An 18,021-nucleotide genomic window follows, 5' to 3' on the forward strand; every position below is an offset into this window, starting at 1 on the left:
TGCGATGCTGCGCGCGCCGACGGTAACGAATCTGCAAAGGAACGACGATGGACAAGAGCATGAAAATCCTGGTGGTGGACGATTTCCCGACGATGCGCCGGATCGTCCGCAACCTGCTCAAAGAACTGGGCTACACGAACGTCGACGAAGCCGAGGACGGCGCGGCAGGCCTCGCGCGGCTGCGCGGCGGCAGCTTCGACTTCGTGATCTCCGACTGGAACATGCCGAACCTCGACGGCCTCGCGATGCTGAAGGAAATCCGCGCGGACGCGACGCTCACGCACCTGCCGGTGCTGATGGTCACGGCCGAGTCGAAGAAGGAGAACATCATCGCGGCCGCGCAGGCGGGTGCGAGCGGCTACGTCGTGAAGCCGTTCACGGCCGCGACGCTCGACGAGAAGCTGAACAAGATCATCGACAAGATGGTCAAGGCCGGGAGCTGACGTGAACGAGCCGATCCATGCGGCGCTCGCCGGCGCGGCGATCAATGCCGACGGCCACGCCGAAGGCGCCGATTACGCGAGCGACCGGATCCTCGCGCGCATCGGCCACGTCACGCGCACGCTGCGCGATTCGATGCGCGAGCTCGGGCTCGACAAGCACGTCGAGCGCGCGGCGGAGGCCGTGCCCGATGCACGCGACCGGCTGCGCTACGTCGCGACGATGACCGAGCAGGCGGCCGAGCGCGTGCTGAACGCGATCGAGATCGCCAAGCCCGTGCAGGAGCGCATCCAGAACGAGGCCGAGGCGCTCGATGCGCGCTGGGCGCAGTGGTACGCGGCGCCGATCGAGCACGCGGAAGTGCGCGAACTGATGGACGACACGCGCACGTTCCTGCATACGCTGCCCGAAGCGACGTCCGCGACCGGCGCGCAGCTGCTCGAGATCATGCTCGCGCAGGATTTCCAGGATCTGACCGGGCAGGTGATCAAGAAGATCATGGACATGGTCTACCTGATCGAGCAGCAACTGCTCACCGTGCTCGTCGAGAACATCGCGCCCGAGCGGCGCGAGCAGTTCGCGGCGACCGCCGCCGCGCTCGCGGCCGAGCAGGTCAGCACGACCGGCAGCCCGGAGTCGCTGCTGAACGGTCCGCAGGTCGCGCCGGAAGGCAAGTCCGACGTCGTGCAGGACCAGGCGCAGGTCGACGACCTGCTCGCGAGTCTCGGCTTCTGACCCCGACACATCGCACCGGGCCGCTCCGTGTCGCGGAGCGGCCCGGGCCCGGTGCGTATGGCCGTCGCCGGTTTCCCCCACCCGCCGTGAGCGGGCGTCGCCGCACGTCATGCCGCGACGATTTGACACTCGGACACACTCCGCAGGCATACTACGCGTCAGCAGCAACGAAGCGTCATTCTTGAGACTTTCATTTGTTGACCTGCGAGGCCGAGCCTGACAGCGGCGGCGGGCAACGAAGCCAGTCCCTTGGGGGGGAACGTGAAGCTGAAACGCTTGGGCTGGGCCGCCGCGCGCGCGATGGCGGCAATGGGTGTGCTGTGGACCGTCCACGCACACGCCGAACTGGGCGGCGCGCCGATGTCGCCACCGGCGGACGATCACGCCGCCACCGTGCGCGCGATGCAGCGCGCGATGCGCTCGGCCGACGGTGCGCAGGCGAGTACGGCCGCCTACACCGTCCCCTACACCGTCCGCGAGATCACACTCGGATCGGGCACCGTCATCCACGAATACACGAGCGCCGCGGGCACCGTGTTCGGTCTCGCCTGGCGCGGGCCGAGCATGCCGGACCTGGCGTCGCTGCTCGGCAGCTATTTCCCGCAGTACACCGCCGGCGTCCAGGCCGCGCACGCGGCGCGCGGCTGGCGCGCGCCCGTGTCCGTCGATACGAGCGGTCTGGTGATCCGTACGGGCGGCCACATGGGCGCCTTCGCGGGCCAGGCGTGGCTGCCGGCGGCGCTGCCGGCCGGCCTGTCCGGCCCCGACATCCAGTGACAGCGGGAGAGCGATCTTGAGAATTCCTCGTACCTTCAAGCACTGGCTCGGCCTGCTGAGCCTGGCGGCTGCCACGGCCATGCTCGTAACGGCATGTGGCGGCGGCGGCGACGGCGGCGGTGGTGGTAGCGGCGGCGGCAATGGCGGCGGCTCCAGCGTATCGGACGGCAATACCGCGAACACGGCCGTGATCACGGTCGGCACCGGCGTCGCGCGCGTGATCAACATCCCGACCGTCAACGTGAAGATCTGCGCGCCGGGCACGTCGAACTGCCAGGTGGTCAGCAACGTGCTCGTCGACACCGCGTCGTACGGGCTGCGACTGGTCGGCAGCGCCGTGTCGGGCGTGCTGAACAACCTGCCGAAGGTGACGAGCGGCGGCGCGCCGGTCGCCGAATGCGGGAAGTTCGTGTCGAGCTACACGTGGGGCACGGTGCGTACCGTCGACCTGTCGATCGGCACCGAGCAGGCGAGTTCGCTGCCGGTTCAGATCATCGGTGACCTCGGCACGTCCAACGTGCCGAGCTCGTGCACGAACGGCGGCATGTCGGCCAACACGGCGAGCGACCTCGGCGCGAACGGCATCCTCGGCATCGGGCCGGCGCCGTTCGATTGCGGCACGAGTTGTACGACGTCGACGTCGCCAAGTAGCAACAACTATTATGCGTGCCCGAACGGCAACGCGAGCTGTGCCGTGTCGCCGGTGTCGCAATCGCAGTTGGTCGCCAATCCCGTCCATCGCTTCGCGACCGACAACAACGGCGTGATCGTGCAGATGCCGAACATCTCGAGCAGCGGGCAGGGCAGCGCGACGGGCCTGCTGACGTTCGGGATCGGCACGCAGAGCAACAACGCGCTCGGGGCGTCGACGGTGCTGACATCGACGACGACGGGCGACGTGAGCGCGACCTTCCTCGGCGGCAGCGTGACCGCGTTCTTCGATACGGGCTCGAACGCGTACTTCTTCAACGATTCGTCGCAGAAGATCTGCTCGACCAACACGCAGTTCTACTGCCCGTCGTCGACGACCACCTACACGGCGACGCTGACCGGTCAGAACGGTACGTCGGGCGGCGTGTCGATGCCCGTCGCGAACGCCGACACGCTGTTCGCGAACGCGTCGACGTTCGCGTTCAACGACATCGCCGGCCCGTTCGGCACGGCCGGCTGGCTCGATCTCGGTCTGCCGCATTTCTACGGCAAGACGATCTACTTCGGGATGGACAAGACCGCGAGCGGCGGCGCGCAGCCTTACGTCGCGTTCTGACCGCGCACGAACGGCGGCAGCAAGAGGGGGCGAGCGATCGCCCCCTTTTTTCGCCTTCGGCCGGGCGGCGGGCAGACTACGTTCCGGGCGGTCGCACCGTGCCGATACAGCGCCTACGATATAAGGCCGGCATCGGTGCCGGCACGACATCGAGGAGACAGCGCCATGAGCCAGCGAATCCAACGCATCACGCCGTTTCTGTGGTTCGACCAGGACGCCGAGGCGGCCGCCAGCTTCTACGTGTCGGTGTTCGACGACGCGCGCATCCTGCACGTCGCCCGCTACGGCAAGTCGGGCGCGCAGGCGTCCGGGCGGGCCGAGGGCACGGTGATGACGGTGTCGTTCGAACTGGACGGGCAGGCGTTTCTCGCGCTGAACGGCGGCCCGGCGTTTCCGCTCACGCCGGCCGTGTCGTTCGTCGTCAACTGCCGCGACCAGCGCGAGATCGACCGCTACTGGGCGGCGCTCGCCGAAGGCGGCGACGAGCGCGCGCAGCAGTGCGGCTGGCTGCGCGACCGCTTCGGCGTGTCGTGGCAGGTGGTGCCCGTGCAGATGCCCGAACTGATGGCGGGCGACCCGGCACGCGCCGAGCGCGTGATGGCGCAGGTGATGAAGATGAAGAAGCTGGATCTCGATGCGCTGCAGCAGGCGGCGGCCGGCTAGCGCAGAGGCCGGCCGGGATGCGCGGCTTGCGATGTATGCGCGCGACGCCCGGCGCGATTTTCCTGCTGCTGGCGATCGTCGCACTGGTCGTGTCGCTCGCGCGGGTGCCGCCGGGCCTCGCGGTCACTGTTCGCCGCCTGCACGATAAGGGCTGCTCCGGCTGGTTCCTGCCGATCGCGTTCATTCCGATCGTCGGCGGGATCCTGCTGCTCGTGTGGATGTGCTCGCGCGGCACCGACGGCCCGAACCGCTACGGCTTGGATCAGACTCCGGCAATCTGAGCGCCGCCCGCCCCGACGCGCGGCCGGCGCGTCGGGGCGATCCGATGATCGCTTCACGGCTGCTTCGATTCCCCGCTTCCCCCGTCATCTGCTTCTCCCCACCTGCCCGCGGACGCGTTGTTCACAGCCTCCCCTGCCTGCCGCCCCCCGCCGTACCGCCTTCCCCGATTCCCCGAAATACCCCCCTTTCCCGGCTTTGCTCGACCGATCGGCGTTTGACGTGCGCATGAATAATCGGTGTCACTGGAAAGCGGCATCCCGCCGTACCCGACTGGAGGCCCCGTGGCAGACGAGAGCGATCTCGACAGAACCGAAGCCGCCACTCCCAGGCGCCGCGAGAAGGCGCGCGAGGAGGGGCAGGTCGCGCGTTCGCGCGAGCTGGCTTCGTTCGCGCTGCTCGCGGCCGGGTTCTACGGCGCGTGGCTGCTCGCGGGTCCGTCGGGCGCTCACCTGAAGACGATGCTGCGTGGCGCGTTCACGTTCGATCGCGCCACCGCGTTCGATACACACCGGATGCTGTCGGCGGCCGGCAGCGCGAGCCTGGAAGGTTTCGCCGCGCTGTTGCCGATCCTCGCGCTCACCGGCCTGGCCGCGCTGCTCGCGCCGATGGCGCTCGGCGGCTGGCTGATCTCGCAGAAGACCTTCGAGCTGAAGTTCGACCGCCTGAACCCGATCTCGGGTCTCGGCCGGATCTTCTCGATCCAGGGGCCGATCCAGCTCGGGATGTCGCTCGCGAAGACGCTCGTCGTCGGCGGGATCGGCGGGATCGCGATCTGGCGCAGCAAGGACGAGCTGCTCGGTCTCGCGACCCAGCCGCTCGGCTCGGCGCTCGCCGATGCGATGCACCTGGTCGCCGTGTGCTGCGGCACGACGGTCGCCGGGATGCTGGTGGTCGCCGCGCTCGACGTGCCTTACCAACTCTGGCAGTACAACAAGAAGTTGCGCATGACGAAGGAAGAAGTGAAGCGCGAGCATCGCGAGAACGAAGGCGATCCGCACGTGAAGGGCCGCATCCGCCAGCAGCAGCGCGCGATCGCGCGGCGCCGGATGATGGCCGCCGTGCCGAAGGCCGACGTGGTCGTCACGAACCCGACGCACTTCGCCGTCGCCTTGCAGTACACGGACGGCGAGATGCGCGCGCCGAAGGTCGTCGCGAAGGGCGTGAACCTCGTCGCCGCGCGCATCCGCGAGCTCGCGGCCGAGCACAACGTGCCGCTGCTCGAGGCGCCGCCGCTCGCGCGTGCGCTGTATCACAACGTCGAACTCGAACGCGAGATTCCCGGCTCGCTGTACTCGGCCGTCGCCGAGGTGCTCGCGTGGGTCTACCAGCTGCGGCGCTTCCGCTCGGAAGGCGGCGCGTTCCCGGCCGCGCCGGTCGAGCTCGACGTGCCGGCGGAACTCGACAAGGGGGCGTCGGTATCGGCCGGCGACGAGCGTGAAGAAGCCGAAGACACGCTCGGCAAGCAAGGGAACGCAGCATGAGCACCCCGACCACCGGCCTGTTCGCCAAACGCCCGAACCCGTTCGCGGGCACCAACCTGCGCGCGCTCGCGGGCCCGATCCTCATCTGCATGATCCTGGGGATGATGATCCTGCCGCTGCCGCCGCTGCTGCTGGATCTGCTGTTCACGTTCAACATCGCGCTGTCGGTGATGGTGCTGCTCGTCAGCATGTACACGATGAAGCCGCTCGACTTCGCGGCGTTCCCGAGCGTGCTGCTGTTCTCGACGCTGTTGCGCCTGTCGCTGAACGTCGCGTCGACGCGCGTCGTGCTGCTCGAGGGCCACACCGGCCCCGACGCGGCCGGCCAGGTGATCGAGGCGTTCGGCCACTTCCTCGTCGGCGGCAACTTCGCGGTCGGCATCGTCGTGTTCGTGATCCTGATGATCATCAACTTCATGGTGATCACGAAGGGCGCGGGGCGGATCGCCGAAGTGTCCGCGCGCTTCACGCTCGACGCGATGCCCGGCAAGCAGATGGCGATCGACGCCGACCTGAACGCGGGCCTCATCAACGAGGAGCAGGCGCGCAAGCGCCGCCAGGCCGTGTCGCAGGAAGCCGAGTTCTACGGGTCGATGGACGGCGCGTCGAAGTTCGTGCGCGGCGACGCGATCGCCGGCCTGATCATCATGGCGATCAACGTGATCGGCGGGCTGATCGTCGGGATGGTCCAGCACGACATGACGTTCGTTGCGGCCGGCACCAACTACACGCTGCTGACGATCGGCGACGGCCTCGTCGCGCAGATCCCGTCGCTCGTGATCTCGACGGCGGCCGGCGTGATCGTGTCGCGCGTCGCGACCGACGAGGACATCGGCACGCAGATCACCGGCCAGCTGTTCACGAACCCGCGCGTGCTGACCATCACCGGCGCGATCATCGTGCTGATGGGGCTGATTCCGGGCATGCCGCACTTCGCGTTCCTCGCACTCGGCGGCGGCGCGATCTGGCTGGCCCGCACGCAGACCAGGCGCGCGGCGGCCCGCAAGGCGGCCGGCGATGTGACCGACATCGCACCGCCCGCCGTGCTGCCGTCCGACAGCCACGAGGCGACCTGGGACGACGTGCAGCTGATCGACCCGCTCGGCCTGGAAGTCGGCTACCGGCTGATTCCGCTCGTCGACAAGAACAGCGACGGCGAGCTGCTCAAGCGCATCAAGAGCATCCGCAAGAAATTCGCGCAGGAAATCGGCTTCCTGCCTCCGGTGATCCATATCCGCGACAACCTCGAACTGCGGCCGAACGCGTACCGGATCGCGCTGAAGGGCGTCGAGATCGGCACGGGCGAAGTGTTCCCGGGCCAGTGGCTCGCGATCAACCCGGGCCAGGTGACGGCCGCGCTGCCGGGCGCCGCGACGCAGGATCCGGCGTTCGGGCTGCCGGCCGTGTGGATCGACGTCGCGATGCGCGAACAGGCGCAGGTGTACGGCTACACGGTGGTCGACGCGAGCACGGTCGTCGCGACGCACCTGAATCATCTGGTCGTCCAGCACGCGGCCGAGCTGCTCGGCCGCCAGGAAGTGCAGGCGCTCGTCGAGCGCACCGGCAAGGACGCGCCGTCGCTCGTCGAGGACCTCGTGCCGAAGACGATCTCGCTGACGACGCTGCAGAAAGTGCTGCAGAACCTGCTCGAGGAAGGCGTGCCGATCCGCGACATGCGCACGATCCTCGAGGCCGTGTCCGAACACGCCGGCCGCGGCGACGCGTATGAGATCACCGCCGCGGTGCGGCTGTCGCTCGGCCGCGCGATCACCCAGCAGTGGTATCCGGGCTCGGGCGAGATGCAGGTGATGGGCATCGATTCGAATCTCGAGCGCGTGTTGTCGCAGGCGCTCGCCACTGGCGCGAACCCGGGCCTCGAGCCCGGCCTCGCGCACAACCTTCTGACCGGCACGCAACAGGCGATGCTGCGTCAACAGAATCTCGGGCTGCCGCCCGTGCTGCTGGTGCAGCACGCGCTGCGCGCGATGCTCGCGCGCTTCCTGCGCCGCAGCCTGCCGCAACTGAAAGTGCTGTCGTATGCCGAAGTGCCGGACACGCGCACGATCAAAGTCGTTAACGTCATCGGGGGTTCCGCTTGAACATTCGCAAATTCACCGGCGCGACCAGCCGCGACGCGCTTCGCCTCGTGCGAGAGGCACTGGGCGCCGACGCCGTCGTGCTGTCGAACCGCACGCTCGATGACGGCAGCGTCGAAATCGTCGCACTCGCCGACTCGGATCTCGCCGCGGTCACGCCGCAGGCCGCCGCGCGGGCACGCACGCTTGCGCCGCGCGCACCGGAATCCGTGCCGGCCGCCGCTGTGCCGGGCATCGTGCCGCGCCCCGGCGCCGCACGCGCGCGCCCGGCCGCCAATCCGTATGCGGCAGGCGACGGCGGGCTGCCGGACGTGTTCTCGTCGGTGTTCGGCGCGAGCGCCGAAGCGATGGAACCGGCTGCAGAACCGGCCGCCTTCGATGCCGACGCGCACGCAACGGAGCCCGCATCGCCGTCGTCGGCGGCGCCCGCTGCCGGCGCAGCGGCGGCAGGCACGCCGGCCGCATCGTCCGAACCTGCACCGTGGCTCGTCGAGCATGCGAAGCGCCTGACGCAGCAGCGCGAAGCGCTGATCGCCCGCGCGCAGGCGGCGCAGGCCGCACCGCAGGCGCCGGTCCGCACGCAGCAGGACGCCGCGTCCGCGACGCCGGCCGGCTGGGCGCGCGACATCGTGCGCGACGCCGAGCGCCGGATGCCGTCCGCCGCCGCCGCCGCCGCCGCCACCCGCGCGAGCGAAACCAGTGCCGCGAAGCCGGCCGAGCGCGCGGGCCTGTCCGCCGAGGCGGCCGCTGCGGTGGCCGACGCGCTGAAGGCGCGCATCGAGAGCATCGTCAACGACACGGTGATGCACGAGCTCGGCGCGATGCGCGGGATGATGCAGGAGCAGTTCGACAGCCTGATGTGGCACGACCGCCAGCGCCGCAGCCCGGTGCACGGCGCGCTGACCAAGCACCTGTTCTCGGCCGGCTTCTCCGCGCAACTGGTGCGCATGCTGGTCGACAACCTGCCGTCCGGCGACAGCACGCAAACCTTCGACCAGGCCGCCGAATGGGCGCAGTCGGTGCTCGCGGCGAACCTGCCGGTGCTCGAGAGCGAGGACGCGCTGATGGAGCGCGGCGGCGTGTTCGCGCTGATGGGGCCGACCGGGGTCGGCAAGACGACCACCACCGCGAAGCTTGCCGCGCGCTGCGTGATGCGCTTCGGCGCGAGCAAGGTCGCGCTGCTGACCACCGACAGCTACCGGATCGGCGGCCACGAGCAGCTGCGCATCTTCGGCAAGATCCTCGGCGTGCCGGTGCACGCGGTGAAGGATGCGGGCGACCTCGAGCTCGCGCTGTCCGAGTTGCGCAACAAGCACATCGTGCTGATCGACACGATCGGCATGAGCCAGCGCGACCGCGCGCTGTCCGACCAGATCGCGATGCTGCACGGCGCGAACGCGCCGGTGCAGCGCCTGCTGCTGCTCAACGCGACGAGCCACGGCGACACGCTCAACGAAGTCGTGCAGGCGTACCGCAGCGCGGGCGAGCATCCGGACCTCGCCGGCTGCATCCTCACCAAGCTCGACGAGGCGACCCACCTCGGCGGCGTGCTCGACACGGTGATCCGCTACAAGCTGCCCGTCCACTACGTGTCGACCGGCCAGAAGGTGCCGGAGAACCTGTACGTCGCGTCGACCAAATTCCTGCTGAAGAGCGCGTTCTGCGTACCGCGCGACGGCTCGCCCTTCGTGCCCCAGGACGAAGACATGCCGACGCTGCTGTCCGCACTGGCCGCACGTTCCACCGCCGAGCTGCACGAGGTGCGATTTGGATAAACGGATCATCGACCAGGCCGAAGGGCTGCGACGCCTGCTGGCCGGGCGCGCGTCGCGCATCGTCGCGGTGACGGGCGGCCCGGCGGGCGTCGGCTGCACGTCCACCGTCGTGAACGTCGCGGCCGCGCTGACCGCGCTCGGCAAGGACGTGCTCGTCGTCGACGAGCGTGCCAACGTGCATTCGAGCGTGGCGACGCTCGCGGGCGCATGGCTGCGCGACGGCGAACGCACGCGTGTTGCCGCCGGGTTCGGCCTGTGCGCGGCCGCGCGGCTCGCGCGCGACGGCTACAGCGACGCGCAACTGAGCGACTTCATCGACGGCCAGGCGGACATCGTGCTGGTCGACGCACAGCTCGGCGCGGACGGCACGCTCTCCGCACTCGCGCGCGAGGCGCACGACGTGCTGATCGTCACGCGGGTCGCCGCGCAGGCGATCACCGAGGCGTATGCATGCATGAAGCGCCTGCATTTCGCGCACGCGGTCGCGCAGTTCCGCTTGCTGACCAACCACGTCGGCAGCCACACCGACGCCAGGACCGCATTCGACAATCTCGCGGGCGTCGCGAGCCGCTACCTGACGGTGTCGATCGCCGATGCCGGCTGCGTGAGCGCCGATCCGCTCGTCGAGCATGCACGCGACCTGATGCATACCGTGGTCGACGCGTTCCCGTCGTCGGCCGCCGCGCGCGATTACCGGCAGATTGCCGCCGACCTGCTGTACTGGCCGATGCGCCCGGGCTCGGGCGCGGGGCGCGCCGTGCATGCGGGCGGCAAGCCGTCGTACGAGGCGGGTGCGGCCCACGCCGCGTGAGACCGGAAGGAGAGAGCCATGATGTACAACGCTCAAGGAAAGATGACCCAGGCCGACGTGCTCGCGCAATACGCGCCGCTCGTGCGGCGCCTGGGCCTGCAGCTCGTCGCGAAGATGCCGGCGAGCGTCGACCTCGACGACCTGATCCAGGCCGGCATGATCGGCCTGATGGACGCGGCCGGCCGCTACAAGGAAGACCAGGGCGCGCAGTTCGAGACCTACGCGACCCAGCGCATCCGCGGCGCGATGCTCGACGAGCTGCGCAGCAACGACTGGCTGCCGCGCAGCCTGCGCAAGACGTCGCGCGAGGTCGAGCACGCGGTGCACCAGGTCGAGCAGCAGCTCGGCCGCTCGGCGAGCGAGACCGAGATCGCGCAGCACCTGAAGATGCCGCTCGACGAGTACCAGGGGATGCTGCAGGACCTGCACGGCAGCCAGCTCATCTACTACGAGGATTTCGACCGCGCGGCCGACGACGAGCCGTTCCTCGACCGCTATCGCGTCGATCACGCCGATCCGCTGTCGGCGCTGCTCGACGAACACCTGCGCGAGGCGCTCGTCGACGCGATCGAGCGGCTGCCCGAGCGCGAGAAGCTGCTGATGTCGCTGTACTACGAGCGCGGGCTGAATCTGCGCGAGATCGGCGCGGTGCTCGAAGTGAGCGAATCGCGCGTGTGCCAGCTGCACAGCCAGGCCGTCGCGCGCCTGCGCGCGCGGCTGCGCGAACAGGCGTGGGTCGGCGCGGAGAACTGACCCTTTCATTGTGCCCACGCGCGCCGACGCGGCGCGCGGCGCGCATTTCCCGCGCCGATTTGCTACAATCCCTCCCGTTTTCCGAGGAGCGTTGCGACGGACCTTCTGCGTTCGCCAGGCTCGGAGAGCTTCACCAAGCAGCCGTGCGGCGAGATTCGCGCCGGCCCCGCTTCCTGAACGGCGCTCACGTCACCAATTTCTAGAACTTTTTTAGAAAGGAGGGCGTGATGAACGCCATTATCGATTCGCAAGCTTCCAAGGATTACATCGTCGCCGACATGGCGCTTGCCGGCTGGGGCCGCAAGGAACTGAACATCGCCGAGACCGAAATGCCGGGCCTCGTGCAGATCCGCGACGAATACAAGGCGCAGCAGCCGCTGAAGGGCGCGCGCATCGCGGGTTCGCTGCACATGACGATCCAGACCGGCGTGCTGATCGAGACGCTGAAGGCGCTCGGCGCCGATGTCCGCTGGGCGTCGTGCAACATCTTCTCGACGCAGGACCACGCCGCCGCCGCGATCGTCGAAGCCGGCACGCCGGTGTTCGCGTTCAAGGGCGAGTCGCTCGACGAATACTGGGAGTTCTCGCACCGCATCTTCGAATGGCCGAACGGCGAATTCGCGAACATGATCCTGGACGACGGCGGCGACGCAACGCTGCTGCTGATCCTCGGCTCGAAGGCCGAGAAGGACCGTTCGGTGATCGCGAAGCCGACCAACGAGGAAGAAGTCGCGCTGTACAAGTCGATCGCGACGCACCTCGACGCCGACCCGACCTGGTACTCGACGCGCCTCGCGCACATCAAGGGCGTGACCGAAGAAACCACGACCGGCGTGCACCGCCTGTACCAGATGGAAAAGGACGGCCGCCTGCCGTTCCCGGCGTTCAACGTGAACGATTCGGTCACGAAGTCGAAGTTCGACAACCTGTACGGCTGCCGCGAGTCGCTCGTCGACGGCATCAAGCGCGCGACCGACGTGATGATCGCGGGCAAGGTCGCGGTCGTCGCGGGCTACGGCGACGTGGGCAAGGGCTGCGCGCAATCGCTGCGCGGCCTGGGCGCGACCGTGTGGGTCACCGAAATCGATCCGATCTGCGCGCTGCAGGCGGCGATGGAAGGCTACCGCGTCGTGACGATGGAATACGCGGCCGACAAGGCCGACATCTTCGTGACGGCGACCGGCAACTACCACGTGATCAACCACGATCACATGAAGGTGATGCGCCACAACGCGATCGTCTGCAACATCGGTCACTTCGACTCGGAAATCGACGTCGCGTCGACCCGCCAGTATCAGTGGGAAAACATCAAGCCGCAGGTCGACCACATCATCTTCCCGGACGGCAAGCGCGTGATCCTGCTGGCTGAAGGCCGCCTCGTGAACCTCGGCTGCGCGACCGGCCACCCGTCGTTCGTGATGTCGAACTCGTTCGCGAACCAGACGCTCGCGCAGATCGAGCTGTTCGTGCGCGGCGGCGAGTACGAGAACAAGGTGTACGTGCTGCCGAAGCATCTCGATGAAAAGGTCGCGCGCCTGCATCTCGCGCGCATCGGCGCGAACCTGTCCGTGCTGTCGGACGAGCAGGCGTCGTACATCGGCGTGCAGAAGGACGGCCCGTTCAAGCCGAACCACTACCGCTACTGATGCGCCGAGGCCGCGGCCGTGCCGTGCGCGCCCCGCTGCGGGGCACGCGGCGCGGCGGCGGCACGGCGCCGGATCGCCGGCCCGCCGCGCTGCGCCCCCGGGCACGCGCGGCGGCCGGCGGCGGCCACTGACCGACCAGATCGACAACCGAACCGGAGCCCTCCATGAGCGTCATCCTCACCTGGGTCATCAACGCCCTCGCGCTGCTGATCATCACGTACCTCGTGCCGTCGATCCACATCAAGAGCTTCGGCACCGCGCTGATCATCGCGGTCGTGCTCGGCCTGATCAACACGGTGATCCGTCCGGTGCTGATCCTGCTGACGCTGCCCGTCACGATCGTCACGCTCGGGGTGTTCATCCTCGTCGTGAACGCGCTGTGCTTCTGGTTCGCGTCGTCGCTGCTGAAGGGCTTCGAGGTGTCGGGATTCTGGTCCGCGTTCTTCGGCTCGATCCTGTACAGCATCGTGTCGTGGCTGCTGTCCGCGCTGATCTTCGGGCAGCGCGACATCGGCTGACTTTATCGAATCATGAAACCGATCGAACTCTCGTTTGAATTCTTCCCGCCGAAAACGGCGGAAGGCGTCGAGAAGCTGCGCGCCACGCGTGCGCAGCTGCTGCCGCTGAAGCCGAAATTCGTCTCCTGTACGTTCGGCGCCGGCGGCTCGACCCAGCAGGGCACGCTCGATACCGTGCTCGACATGCAGAAGGACGGCCTCGAAGCCGCGCCTCACCTGTCGTGCATCGGTTCGTCGCGCGACAACCTGCGTGCGATCCTCGACCAGTACCGCTCGCACGGCATCCGGCACATCGTCGCGCTGCGCGGTGACCTGCCGTCGGGGATGGGCGAGGTGGGCGAGCTGCGCTACGCGTCCGAGCTCGTCAGCTTCATCCGCGCCGAGCATGGCGACTGGTTCCACATCGAAGTCGCCGGCTACCCGGAGTACCACCCGCAATCGCGCTCGCCGAAGGCCGATCTCGAGAACTTCGCGCGCAAGGTGAAGGCCGGCGCGAATTCCGCGATCACGCAGTACTTCTTCAACGCCGACGCGTATTTCCGCTTCGTCGACGATGTGCGCAAGCTGGGTGTGGACGTGCCGATCGTGCCGGGCATCATGCCGATCACGAACTTCTCGCAGCTGATGCGCTTCTCGGAGATGTGCGGCGCGGAAGTGCCGCGCTGGGTCGCGCGCCGGCTCGAGAGCTTCGGCGACGATCGCGACGCGATCCGTGCGTTCGGCGCGGACGTCGTCACGAGCCTGTGCCAGCGCCTGATCGATGCGGGCGTGCCGGGGCTGCACTTCTATACGCTGAACGCGGCGTCCGCGACGCGCACCATCTGCGAACGGCTCTCCATGTAAGCGTCATCACGCGGTTGCATGCGAAAAGCCCCGCCGGCAAAACCGGCGGGGCTTTTTTATCGCGGCGGCCGATGGCGCATGCGTCAGCGTTGCGCCTGCATCAGCGGCGGGCGCCGGTCGAACCACGGCCGCGCCTGTTCGAGCTGGCGCGCGAGTCTCAGCAGCAATGCATCGTCGGCGTGGCGCGCGACGAACTGCACGCCGATCGGCAGCCCGCGTGCGTTCCAGTAGAGCGGCACCGACATCGCCGGCTGGCCCGTCAGGTTGAACAGCTCGGTGCAGCCGGCCCACGCGAATGCCTTCTCCGAGGCCTTCGCGAGCATTTCCCGCAGCAGCGGCTTCACCGGCAGCGCGCCGAGCAGCTTCATCTGCGCGGCTTCGAACGGCGTCGGCTGCAGCTCGCCGATCTTGACCGGCGGCCCCGCGAGGGTCGCGCACAGAATCGCGTCGTAGCGCGACACGAGGCCCGCGACCTGCACGGTCAGCTGGCGCTGCCATTCGAGCACGTCCGGCAGGCGCGCGCGGGCGACGCGCCGGCCGACCACGGCCATCGCCCACGTCGCCGGTTCGAACTCGGCGCGTTTCGGCGCGCGCCCGGTCAGCGCGCGCGCGCCGAGCACCATCTCCTCGGCGATCGTCGCCCACAGCGTGAGAAAGGTTTCGGCCGCGCGCGCATAGTCGATGTGCAGCGTCGCCGGTTCGACGTGGTGGCCGAGCGATTCGACGAGCGCGGCCGCGTCGTCGAGCGCCGCGCGCGTGTCGTCCGCGAGCGCCGGCGCGAGCATCGGGTCGACGACGAGGCCGATGCGCAGCGGGCCGGGCGGCGTGTCCAGCTCGCCCAGAAAGGTGCCCGGTGCGCCGGGCGGCAGCGTCTGGCCGGTCGTCACGTCGAGCAGCAGCGCGCTGTCGCGCACGCTGCGCGAAACCGCGTGCTGGACGACCAGCTCGCCGTTCGACGGCTGGTCGACCAGCACCGGGTTGCGGCTCGGCTTGAAGCCGAACAGCCCGCAGCACGACGCCGGGATCCGGATCGAGCCGCCGCCGTCCGACGCATGCGCAAGCGGCACGATGCCGGCCGCGACGGCCGCGGCCGCGCCGCCGCTCGAGCCGCCGGGCGTGTGATCGAGGTTCCACGGATTGCGGCACGCGCCGAACAGTTCGGGCTCGGTGTACGGCATCTGGCCGATTTCCGACGTGTTGGTCTTGCCGAACACGTTGAGCCCCGCCGCGCGGCTGCGCGCGATCAGCGGCGAATCGTCGGCGGGCACGAAGTAACGGTAGTGGCGGCTGCCCATCGACAGCGGCAGCCCGGCGACCGCCGCGCCGAGATCCTTGACCAGATACGGGACGCCGGCGAACGGCGCGTCGGTGCCGGTGTCGACGGCCGACGCCGCGCGCTTGCGTGCGGCGTCGTAGTCCTGCAGCACGATCGCGTTGACCGCGCCGTTCACCGCTTCGGCCTGGCCGATCGCGGCGTCGAGCAGTTCGCGCGGGCTCGTCTTGCGCTCGCGCACGAGTGCGGCGAGGCCGATCGCGTCATGCGCGAGATAGTCCGAGTGCATCGCTGTCACCCCCGTTGTGACCTGTGGCGATGAAAGGAGGATAACGCGGGCCCGGCGCACCGGGCCCGCCACCGGCTGCCTTTACAGGTGCTCGGCGAGGAACGTCAGCGTGCGGCCGTGCGCGAGGGCCGACGCGCGCTGGTTGTAAGACGCGCGGTCCGTGCAGTTGAAGCCGTGCTCCGCGCCCGGGTACAGGTGGAACGACGCGTTGTGGCGGCCCGCGAACGCGGCCTTCACCTGCTCGACGGCGTCGAGCGGGATGCCGTGGTCGTTCTCCGCGTAGTGGAACAGAATCGGCTGCGTGACCTTGCCGGCGAGGTCGAGCGCATTCTGGATGCCGCCGCCGTAATAGGCGACCGCCGCATCGACGTTGCCGGCCGCGGCCGCGCGGTACGCGAGCTGGCCGCCGAAGCAGTAGCCGATCGCGGCGATCTTGCCGGCGACTTCCGGGCGGGCGCGCAGCGCGTCGGCCGCCGCGCCGATGTCCGCGACCGCGAGGCCGACGTCGGTCTTCTTCATCAGTTCGATGCCTTTGTCGCGATCGGCGCCTTCGTAGGTCAGCTCGACGCGCGGCTGCGTGCGCCAGAACACGTCCGGTGCGAGCGCGACGAAGCCGTCGGCCGCGTACTGATCGGCGACTGCGCGGATGTGCGAGTTCACGCCGAAGATCTCCTGGATGATGATGACGGCAGGGCCCTTGCCGCGCTTGGGCAGCGCGAGATAGCCGCCGAAGCTGTCGTTACCGGTCGGGATGTCGATCCATTGGGCAGTCACGTTTGAACTCCTGGCGAACGGGCGCGCGACACGCGCACCGCGGGTGAAAAGGGGCGGCCTAGTGTGCCACCAATCCTGTGACACTGCAGTGCGCGCAAGCGGCGCGCCTGCCGGGTGTGCGCTTGTCGAGCCCGCGTCCCGCACCTGCTTCTCGCGCAGCGATCGTTTCGATCTCGATTATTCATTTTTCGGCGGTGCACCGCTTCGATAGAGTCGATGTGTCGGCCTTTACAAAGCGCTTTCGCACATCGTCATCGAAGGATCTGCCATGTCCGCCCGTGCATTTTCCACCCCGTTTTCCGAACGCTTCGGCCTGCGCCTGCCGCTCGTGCAGGCGCCGATGGTCGGCGCGACCACGGCCGCGATGGTTGCGGCCGCGTCCAATGCCGGCGCGCTCGGCAGCCTCGGCGCAGGCGCGTTCGAGCCGGACCGTCTCGCGACCGAAGTCGCCGCGATTCGTGCAGCGACCGCGCGGCCGTTCGCCGTGAACCTGTTCGTGTTGCCCGAGACCGCGCCCGACGCGGCGACCGTCGCGCGCGCGCTCGCCGCGATCGATCCGCTGAACGCGACGCTCGGGCTGCCGCCCGGCACCGCGCCCGCGCGCTATGCGCCCGACTTCCGCGCGCAGCTCGATGCGCTCGTCGCGCTGCGCGTGCCGGTCGCGAGCTTCACGTTCGGCGTGCTCGACGCGGCCGACGTCGCGCGGCTGAAGGCTGCCGGCACCTACGTGATCGGCACCGCCACACACGTCGCCGAAGGGCGCGCGTGGCAGGCGGCCGGCGCCGACGCGCTGTCCGCGCAGGGCGCCGAAGCAGGCGGCCATCGCGGCACCTTCATCGGCTCGGCCGACGATGCGCTGGTCGGCACGCTCGCGCTGGTGCCGCAGCTCGTCGATGCAACCGGCCTGCCGGTGCTCGCCGCGGGCGGCATCATGGACGGCCGCGGGATCGCCGCCGCGCTCGCGCTCGGCGCGCAGGGCGCGCAACTCGGCACCGCATTCCTCACCTGCGCGGAAAGCGCGATCGCGGCGGACTGGAAGGCGCGGCTGCTCGCGAGCGCCGACACGTCGACGCAGGTCACGCGCGCGATCACCGGGCGTCATGCGCGCGGACTGCGCAACGCGCTGATGGCGCGGCTCGGCGAACGCGCGGCCGATGCCGCGCCGTATCCGGTGCAGAATGCGCTGACGCAGCCGCTGCGCCAGGCCGCCGCGCGCGCGAACGACGGCGACTACCTGTCGCTGTGGGCCGGGCAGGGCGCGCCGCTCGCGCGGCGGCGCGACGCCGGGCTGACGACGTCGCAACTCGTCGACGCGCTCGACGCCGAATGGCGCGCGATAACCGCATGAACGGCTCGACAGCCGCATGATGGATTCATGCCGGCGCGCGTCTCGCGCCAGAAACGCGCGTGTTGTCACGCGCGTTTCATTCAACGATGCCGCGCACAAAATACCGAATCGAAATGACGCGGGAATGCTTTAAATCAACCTTTCGGCGAGGTTGTCCGGAATTAGCGGAAACCCTTATCTGGCGGGGCTTGCAGCGATATTCGAGTAGTCATTCCAAAGCGGCCATATCGGTAGTGTTCCCACTACCCC

Annotated in this window: 17 protein-coding genes and 1 riboswitch; of the genes, 15 read left to right on the plus strand and 2 right to left on the minus strand. The window is 69.0% G+C overall.

Features of this window, described 5'->3' with window-relative positions; genetic code table 11:
* The first annotated feature begins 47 nt into the window (after positions 1–47).
* The 14 genes from cheY (at position 48) to metF (ending at position 14,088) form a co-directional block, all read left to right on the plus strand.
* Positions 48–443: a chemotaxis response regulator CheY gene (gene cheY, locus AC1Z3W_RS37145; protein ID WP_057930175.1), complete on the plus strand. Its 396-nt coding sequence runs from the start codon at positions 48–50 to the stop codon at positions 441–443.
* A 1-nt stretch (position 444) separates the two neighbouring features.
* Positions 445–1,176, plus strand: a complete 732-nt coding sequence (gene cheZ, locus AC1Z3W_RS37150; protein ID WP_057930176.1) for a protein phosphatase CheZ — start codon at positions 445–447, stop codon at positions 1,174–1,176.
* A 261-nt stretch (positions 1,177–1,437) separates the two neighbouring features.
* Positions 1,438–1,953 carry a DUF2844 domain-containing protein gene (locus tag AC1Z3W_RS37155; RefSeq protein ID WP_057930177.1) on the plus strand — a complete coding sequence of 172 codons (516 nt, stop codon included), beginning with the start codon at positions 1,438–1,440 and terminating at the stop codon, positions 1,951–1,953.
* Between the two features lie 16 nt (positions 1,954–1,969).
* Positions 1,970–3,220, plus strand: coding sequence for a DUF3443 family protein (locus AC1Z3W_RS37160; RefSeq protein ID WP_483509513.1), 1,251 nt, complete (start codon positions 1,970–1,972; stop codon positions 3,218–3,220).
* Between the two features lie 165 nt (positions 3,221–3,385).
* Positions 3,386–3,883 (plus strand): VOC family protein, encoded by a 498-nt coding sequence (locus tag AC1Z3W_RS37165; protein WP_124834616.1) that lies wholly within the window; start codon positions 3,386–3,388, stop codon positions 3,881–3,883.
* 35 nt (positions 3,884–3,918) lie between these two features.
* Positions 3,919–4,164 (plus strand): DUF805 domain-containing protein, encoded by a 246-nt coding sequence (locus tag AC1Z3W_RS37170; RefSeq protein WP_483509514.1) that lies wholly within the window; start codon positions 3,919–3,921, stop codon positions 4,162–4,164.
* A gap of 282 nt (positions 4,165–4,446) precedes the next feature.
* Positions 4,447–5,646, plus strand: coding sequence for a flagellar biosynthesis protein FlhB (gene flhB, locus AC1Z3W_RS37175; RefSeq protein ID WP_483509515.1), 1,200 nt, complete (start codon positions 4,447–4,449; stop codon positions 5,644–5,646).
* A complete protein-coding gene (gene flhA, locus AC1Z3W_RS37180) occupies positions 5,643–7,745 on the plus strand; it encodes a flagellar biosynthesis protein FlhA (RefSeq protein WP_057930030.1) in 2,103 nt (700 codons plus the stop codon). The genes flhB and flhA overlap by 4 nt, the downstream gene beginning before the upstream one ends.
* Positions 7,742–9,517 carry a flagellar biosynthesis GTPase FlhF gene (flhF, locus tag AC1Z3W_RS37185; RefSeq protein WP_483509516.1) on the plus strand — a complete coding sequence of 592 codons (1,776 nt, stop codon included), beginning with the start codon at positions 7,742–7,744 and terminating at the stop codon, positions 9,515–9,517. The genes flhA and flhF overlap by 4 nt, the downstream gene beginning before the upstream one ends.
* Positions 9,510–10,328 carry a P-loop NTPase family protein gene (locus tag AC1Z3W_RS37190; RefSeq protein ID WP_057930028.1) on the plus strand — a complete coding sequence of 273 codons (819 nt, stop codon included), beginning with the start codon at positions 9,510–9,512 and terminating at the stop codon, positions 10,326–10,328. The genes flhF and AC1Z3W_RS37190 overlap by 8 nt, the downstream gene beginning before the upstream one ends.
* A gap of 18 nt (positions 10,329–10,346) precedes the next feature.
* Positions 10,347–11,081, plus strand: a complete 735-nt coding sequence (locus tag AC1Z3W_RS37195) for an RNA polymerase sigma factor FliA (protein ID WP_057930027.1) — start codon at positions 10,347–10,349, stop codon at positions 11,079–11,081.
* 77 nt (positions 11,082–11,158) lie between these two features.
* Positions 11,159–11,274: riboswitch (S-adenosyl-L-homocysteine riboswitch) on the plus strand.
* 34 nt (positions 11,275–11,308) lie between these two features.
* On the plus strand, positions 11,309–12,727 hold the full coding sequence (gene ahcY, locus AC1Z3W_RS37200) for an adenosylhomocysteinase (protein WP_483509517.1): 1,419 nt from the start codon (positions 11,309–11,311) through the stop codon (positions 12,725–12,727).
* Between the two features lie 164 nt (positions 12,728–12,891).
* Entirely contained in the window at positions 12,892–13,245 is a 354-nt protein-coding gene (locus AC1Z3W_RS37205; RefSeq protein ID WP_006477367.1) for a phage holin family protein, read from the plus strand.
* Between the two features lie 12 nt (positions 13,246–13,257).
* A complete protein-coding gene (metF, locus tag AC1Z3W_RS37210) occupies positions 13,258–14,088 on the plus strand; it encodes a methylenetetrahydrofolate reductase [NAD(P)H] (RefSeq protein WP_057930025.1) in 831 nt (276 codons plus the stop codon).
* A gap of 83 nt (positions 14,089–14,171) precedes the next feature.
* Here metF and AC1Z3W_RS37215 read toward each other — a convergent pair whose 3' ends face one another.
* Together AC1Z3W_RS37215 and AC1Z3W_RS37220 are read right to left on the minus strand one after the other, a co-directional pair.
* Positions 14,172–15,650: an amidase gene (locus AC1Z3W_RS37215; protein ID WP_483509518.1), complete on the minus strand. Its 1,479-nt coding sequence runs from the start codon at positions 15,648–15,650 to the stop codon at positions 14,172–14,174.
* 81 nt (positions 15,651–15,731) lie between these two features.
* Complete coding sequence (locus AC1Z3W_RS37220; RefSeq protein WP_057930023.1) at positions 15,732–16,424, minus strand: dienelactone hydrolase family protein; 693 nt, start codon at positions 16,422–16,424, stop codon at positions 15,732–15,734.
* A 268-nt stretch (positions 16,425–16,692) separates the two neighbouring features.
* Between AC1Z3W_RS37220 and AC1Z3W_RS37225 the strand changes: the two genes are divergently transcribed.
* On the plus strand, positions 16,693–17,772 hold the full coding sequence (locus AC1Z3W_RS37225) for an NAD(P)H-dependent flavin oxidoreductase (RefSeq protein WP_483509519.1): 1,080 nt from the start codon (positions 16,693–16,695) through the stop codon (positions 17,770–17,772).
* The last annotated feature ends 249 nt before the right edge of the window (positions 17,773–18,021 follow it).

The organism is Burkholderia sp. 10_S31, from assembly GCF_056930375.1.

What these genes read in the sequence shown, in the direction of transcription:
- cheY (WP_057930175.1), top strand. Translation starts at nt 48, where the DNA reads ATGGACAAGAGCATGAAAATCCTGGTGGTGGACGATTTCCCGACGATG.
- AC1Z3W_RS37165 (WP_124834616.1), top strand. Translation starts at nt 3,386, where the DNA reads ATGAGCCAGCGAATCCAACGCATCACGCCGTTTCTGTGGTTCGACCAG.
- AC1Z3W_RS37170 (WP_483509514.1), top strand. Translation starts at nt 3,919, where the DNA reads ATGCGCGCGACGCCCGGCGCGATTTTCCTGCTGCTGGCGATCGTCGCA.
- flhA (WP_057930030.1), top strand. Translation starts at nt 5,643, where the DNA reads ATGAGCACCCCGACCACCGGCCTGTTCGCCAAACGCCCGAACCCGTTC.
- AC1Z3W_RS37195 (WP_057930027.1), top strand. Translation starts at nt 10,347, where the DNA reads ATGATGTACAACGCTCAAGGAAAGATGACCCAGGCCGACGTGCTCGCG.
- ahcY (WP_483509517.1), top strand. Translation starts at nt 11,309, where the DNA reads ATGAACGCCATTATCGATTCGCAAGCTTCCAAGGATTACATCGTCGCC.
- AC1Z3W_RS37205 (WP_006477367.1), top strand. Translation starts at nt 12,892, where the DNA reads ATGAGCGTCATCCTCACCTGGGTCATCAACGCCCTCGCGCTGCTGATC.
- metF (WP_057930025.1), top strand. Translation starts at nt 13,258, where the DNA reads ATGAAACCGATCGAACTCTCGTTTGAATTCTTCCCGCCGAAAACGGCG.
- AC1Z3W_RS37215 (WP_483509518.1), bottom strand. Translation starts at nt 15,650, where the DNA reads ATGCACTCGGACTATCTCGCGCATGACGCGATCGGCCTCGCCGCACTC.
- AC1Z3W_RS37225 (WP_483509519.1), top strand. Translation starts at nt 16,693, where the DNA reads ATGTCCGCCCGTGCATTTTCCACCCCGTTTTCCGAACGCTTCGGCCTG.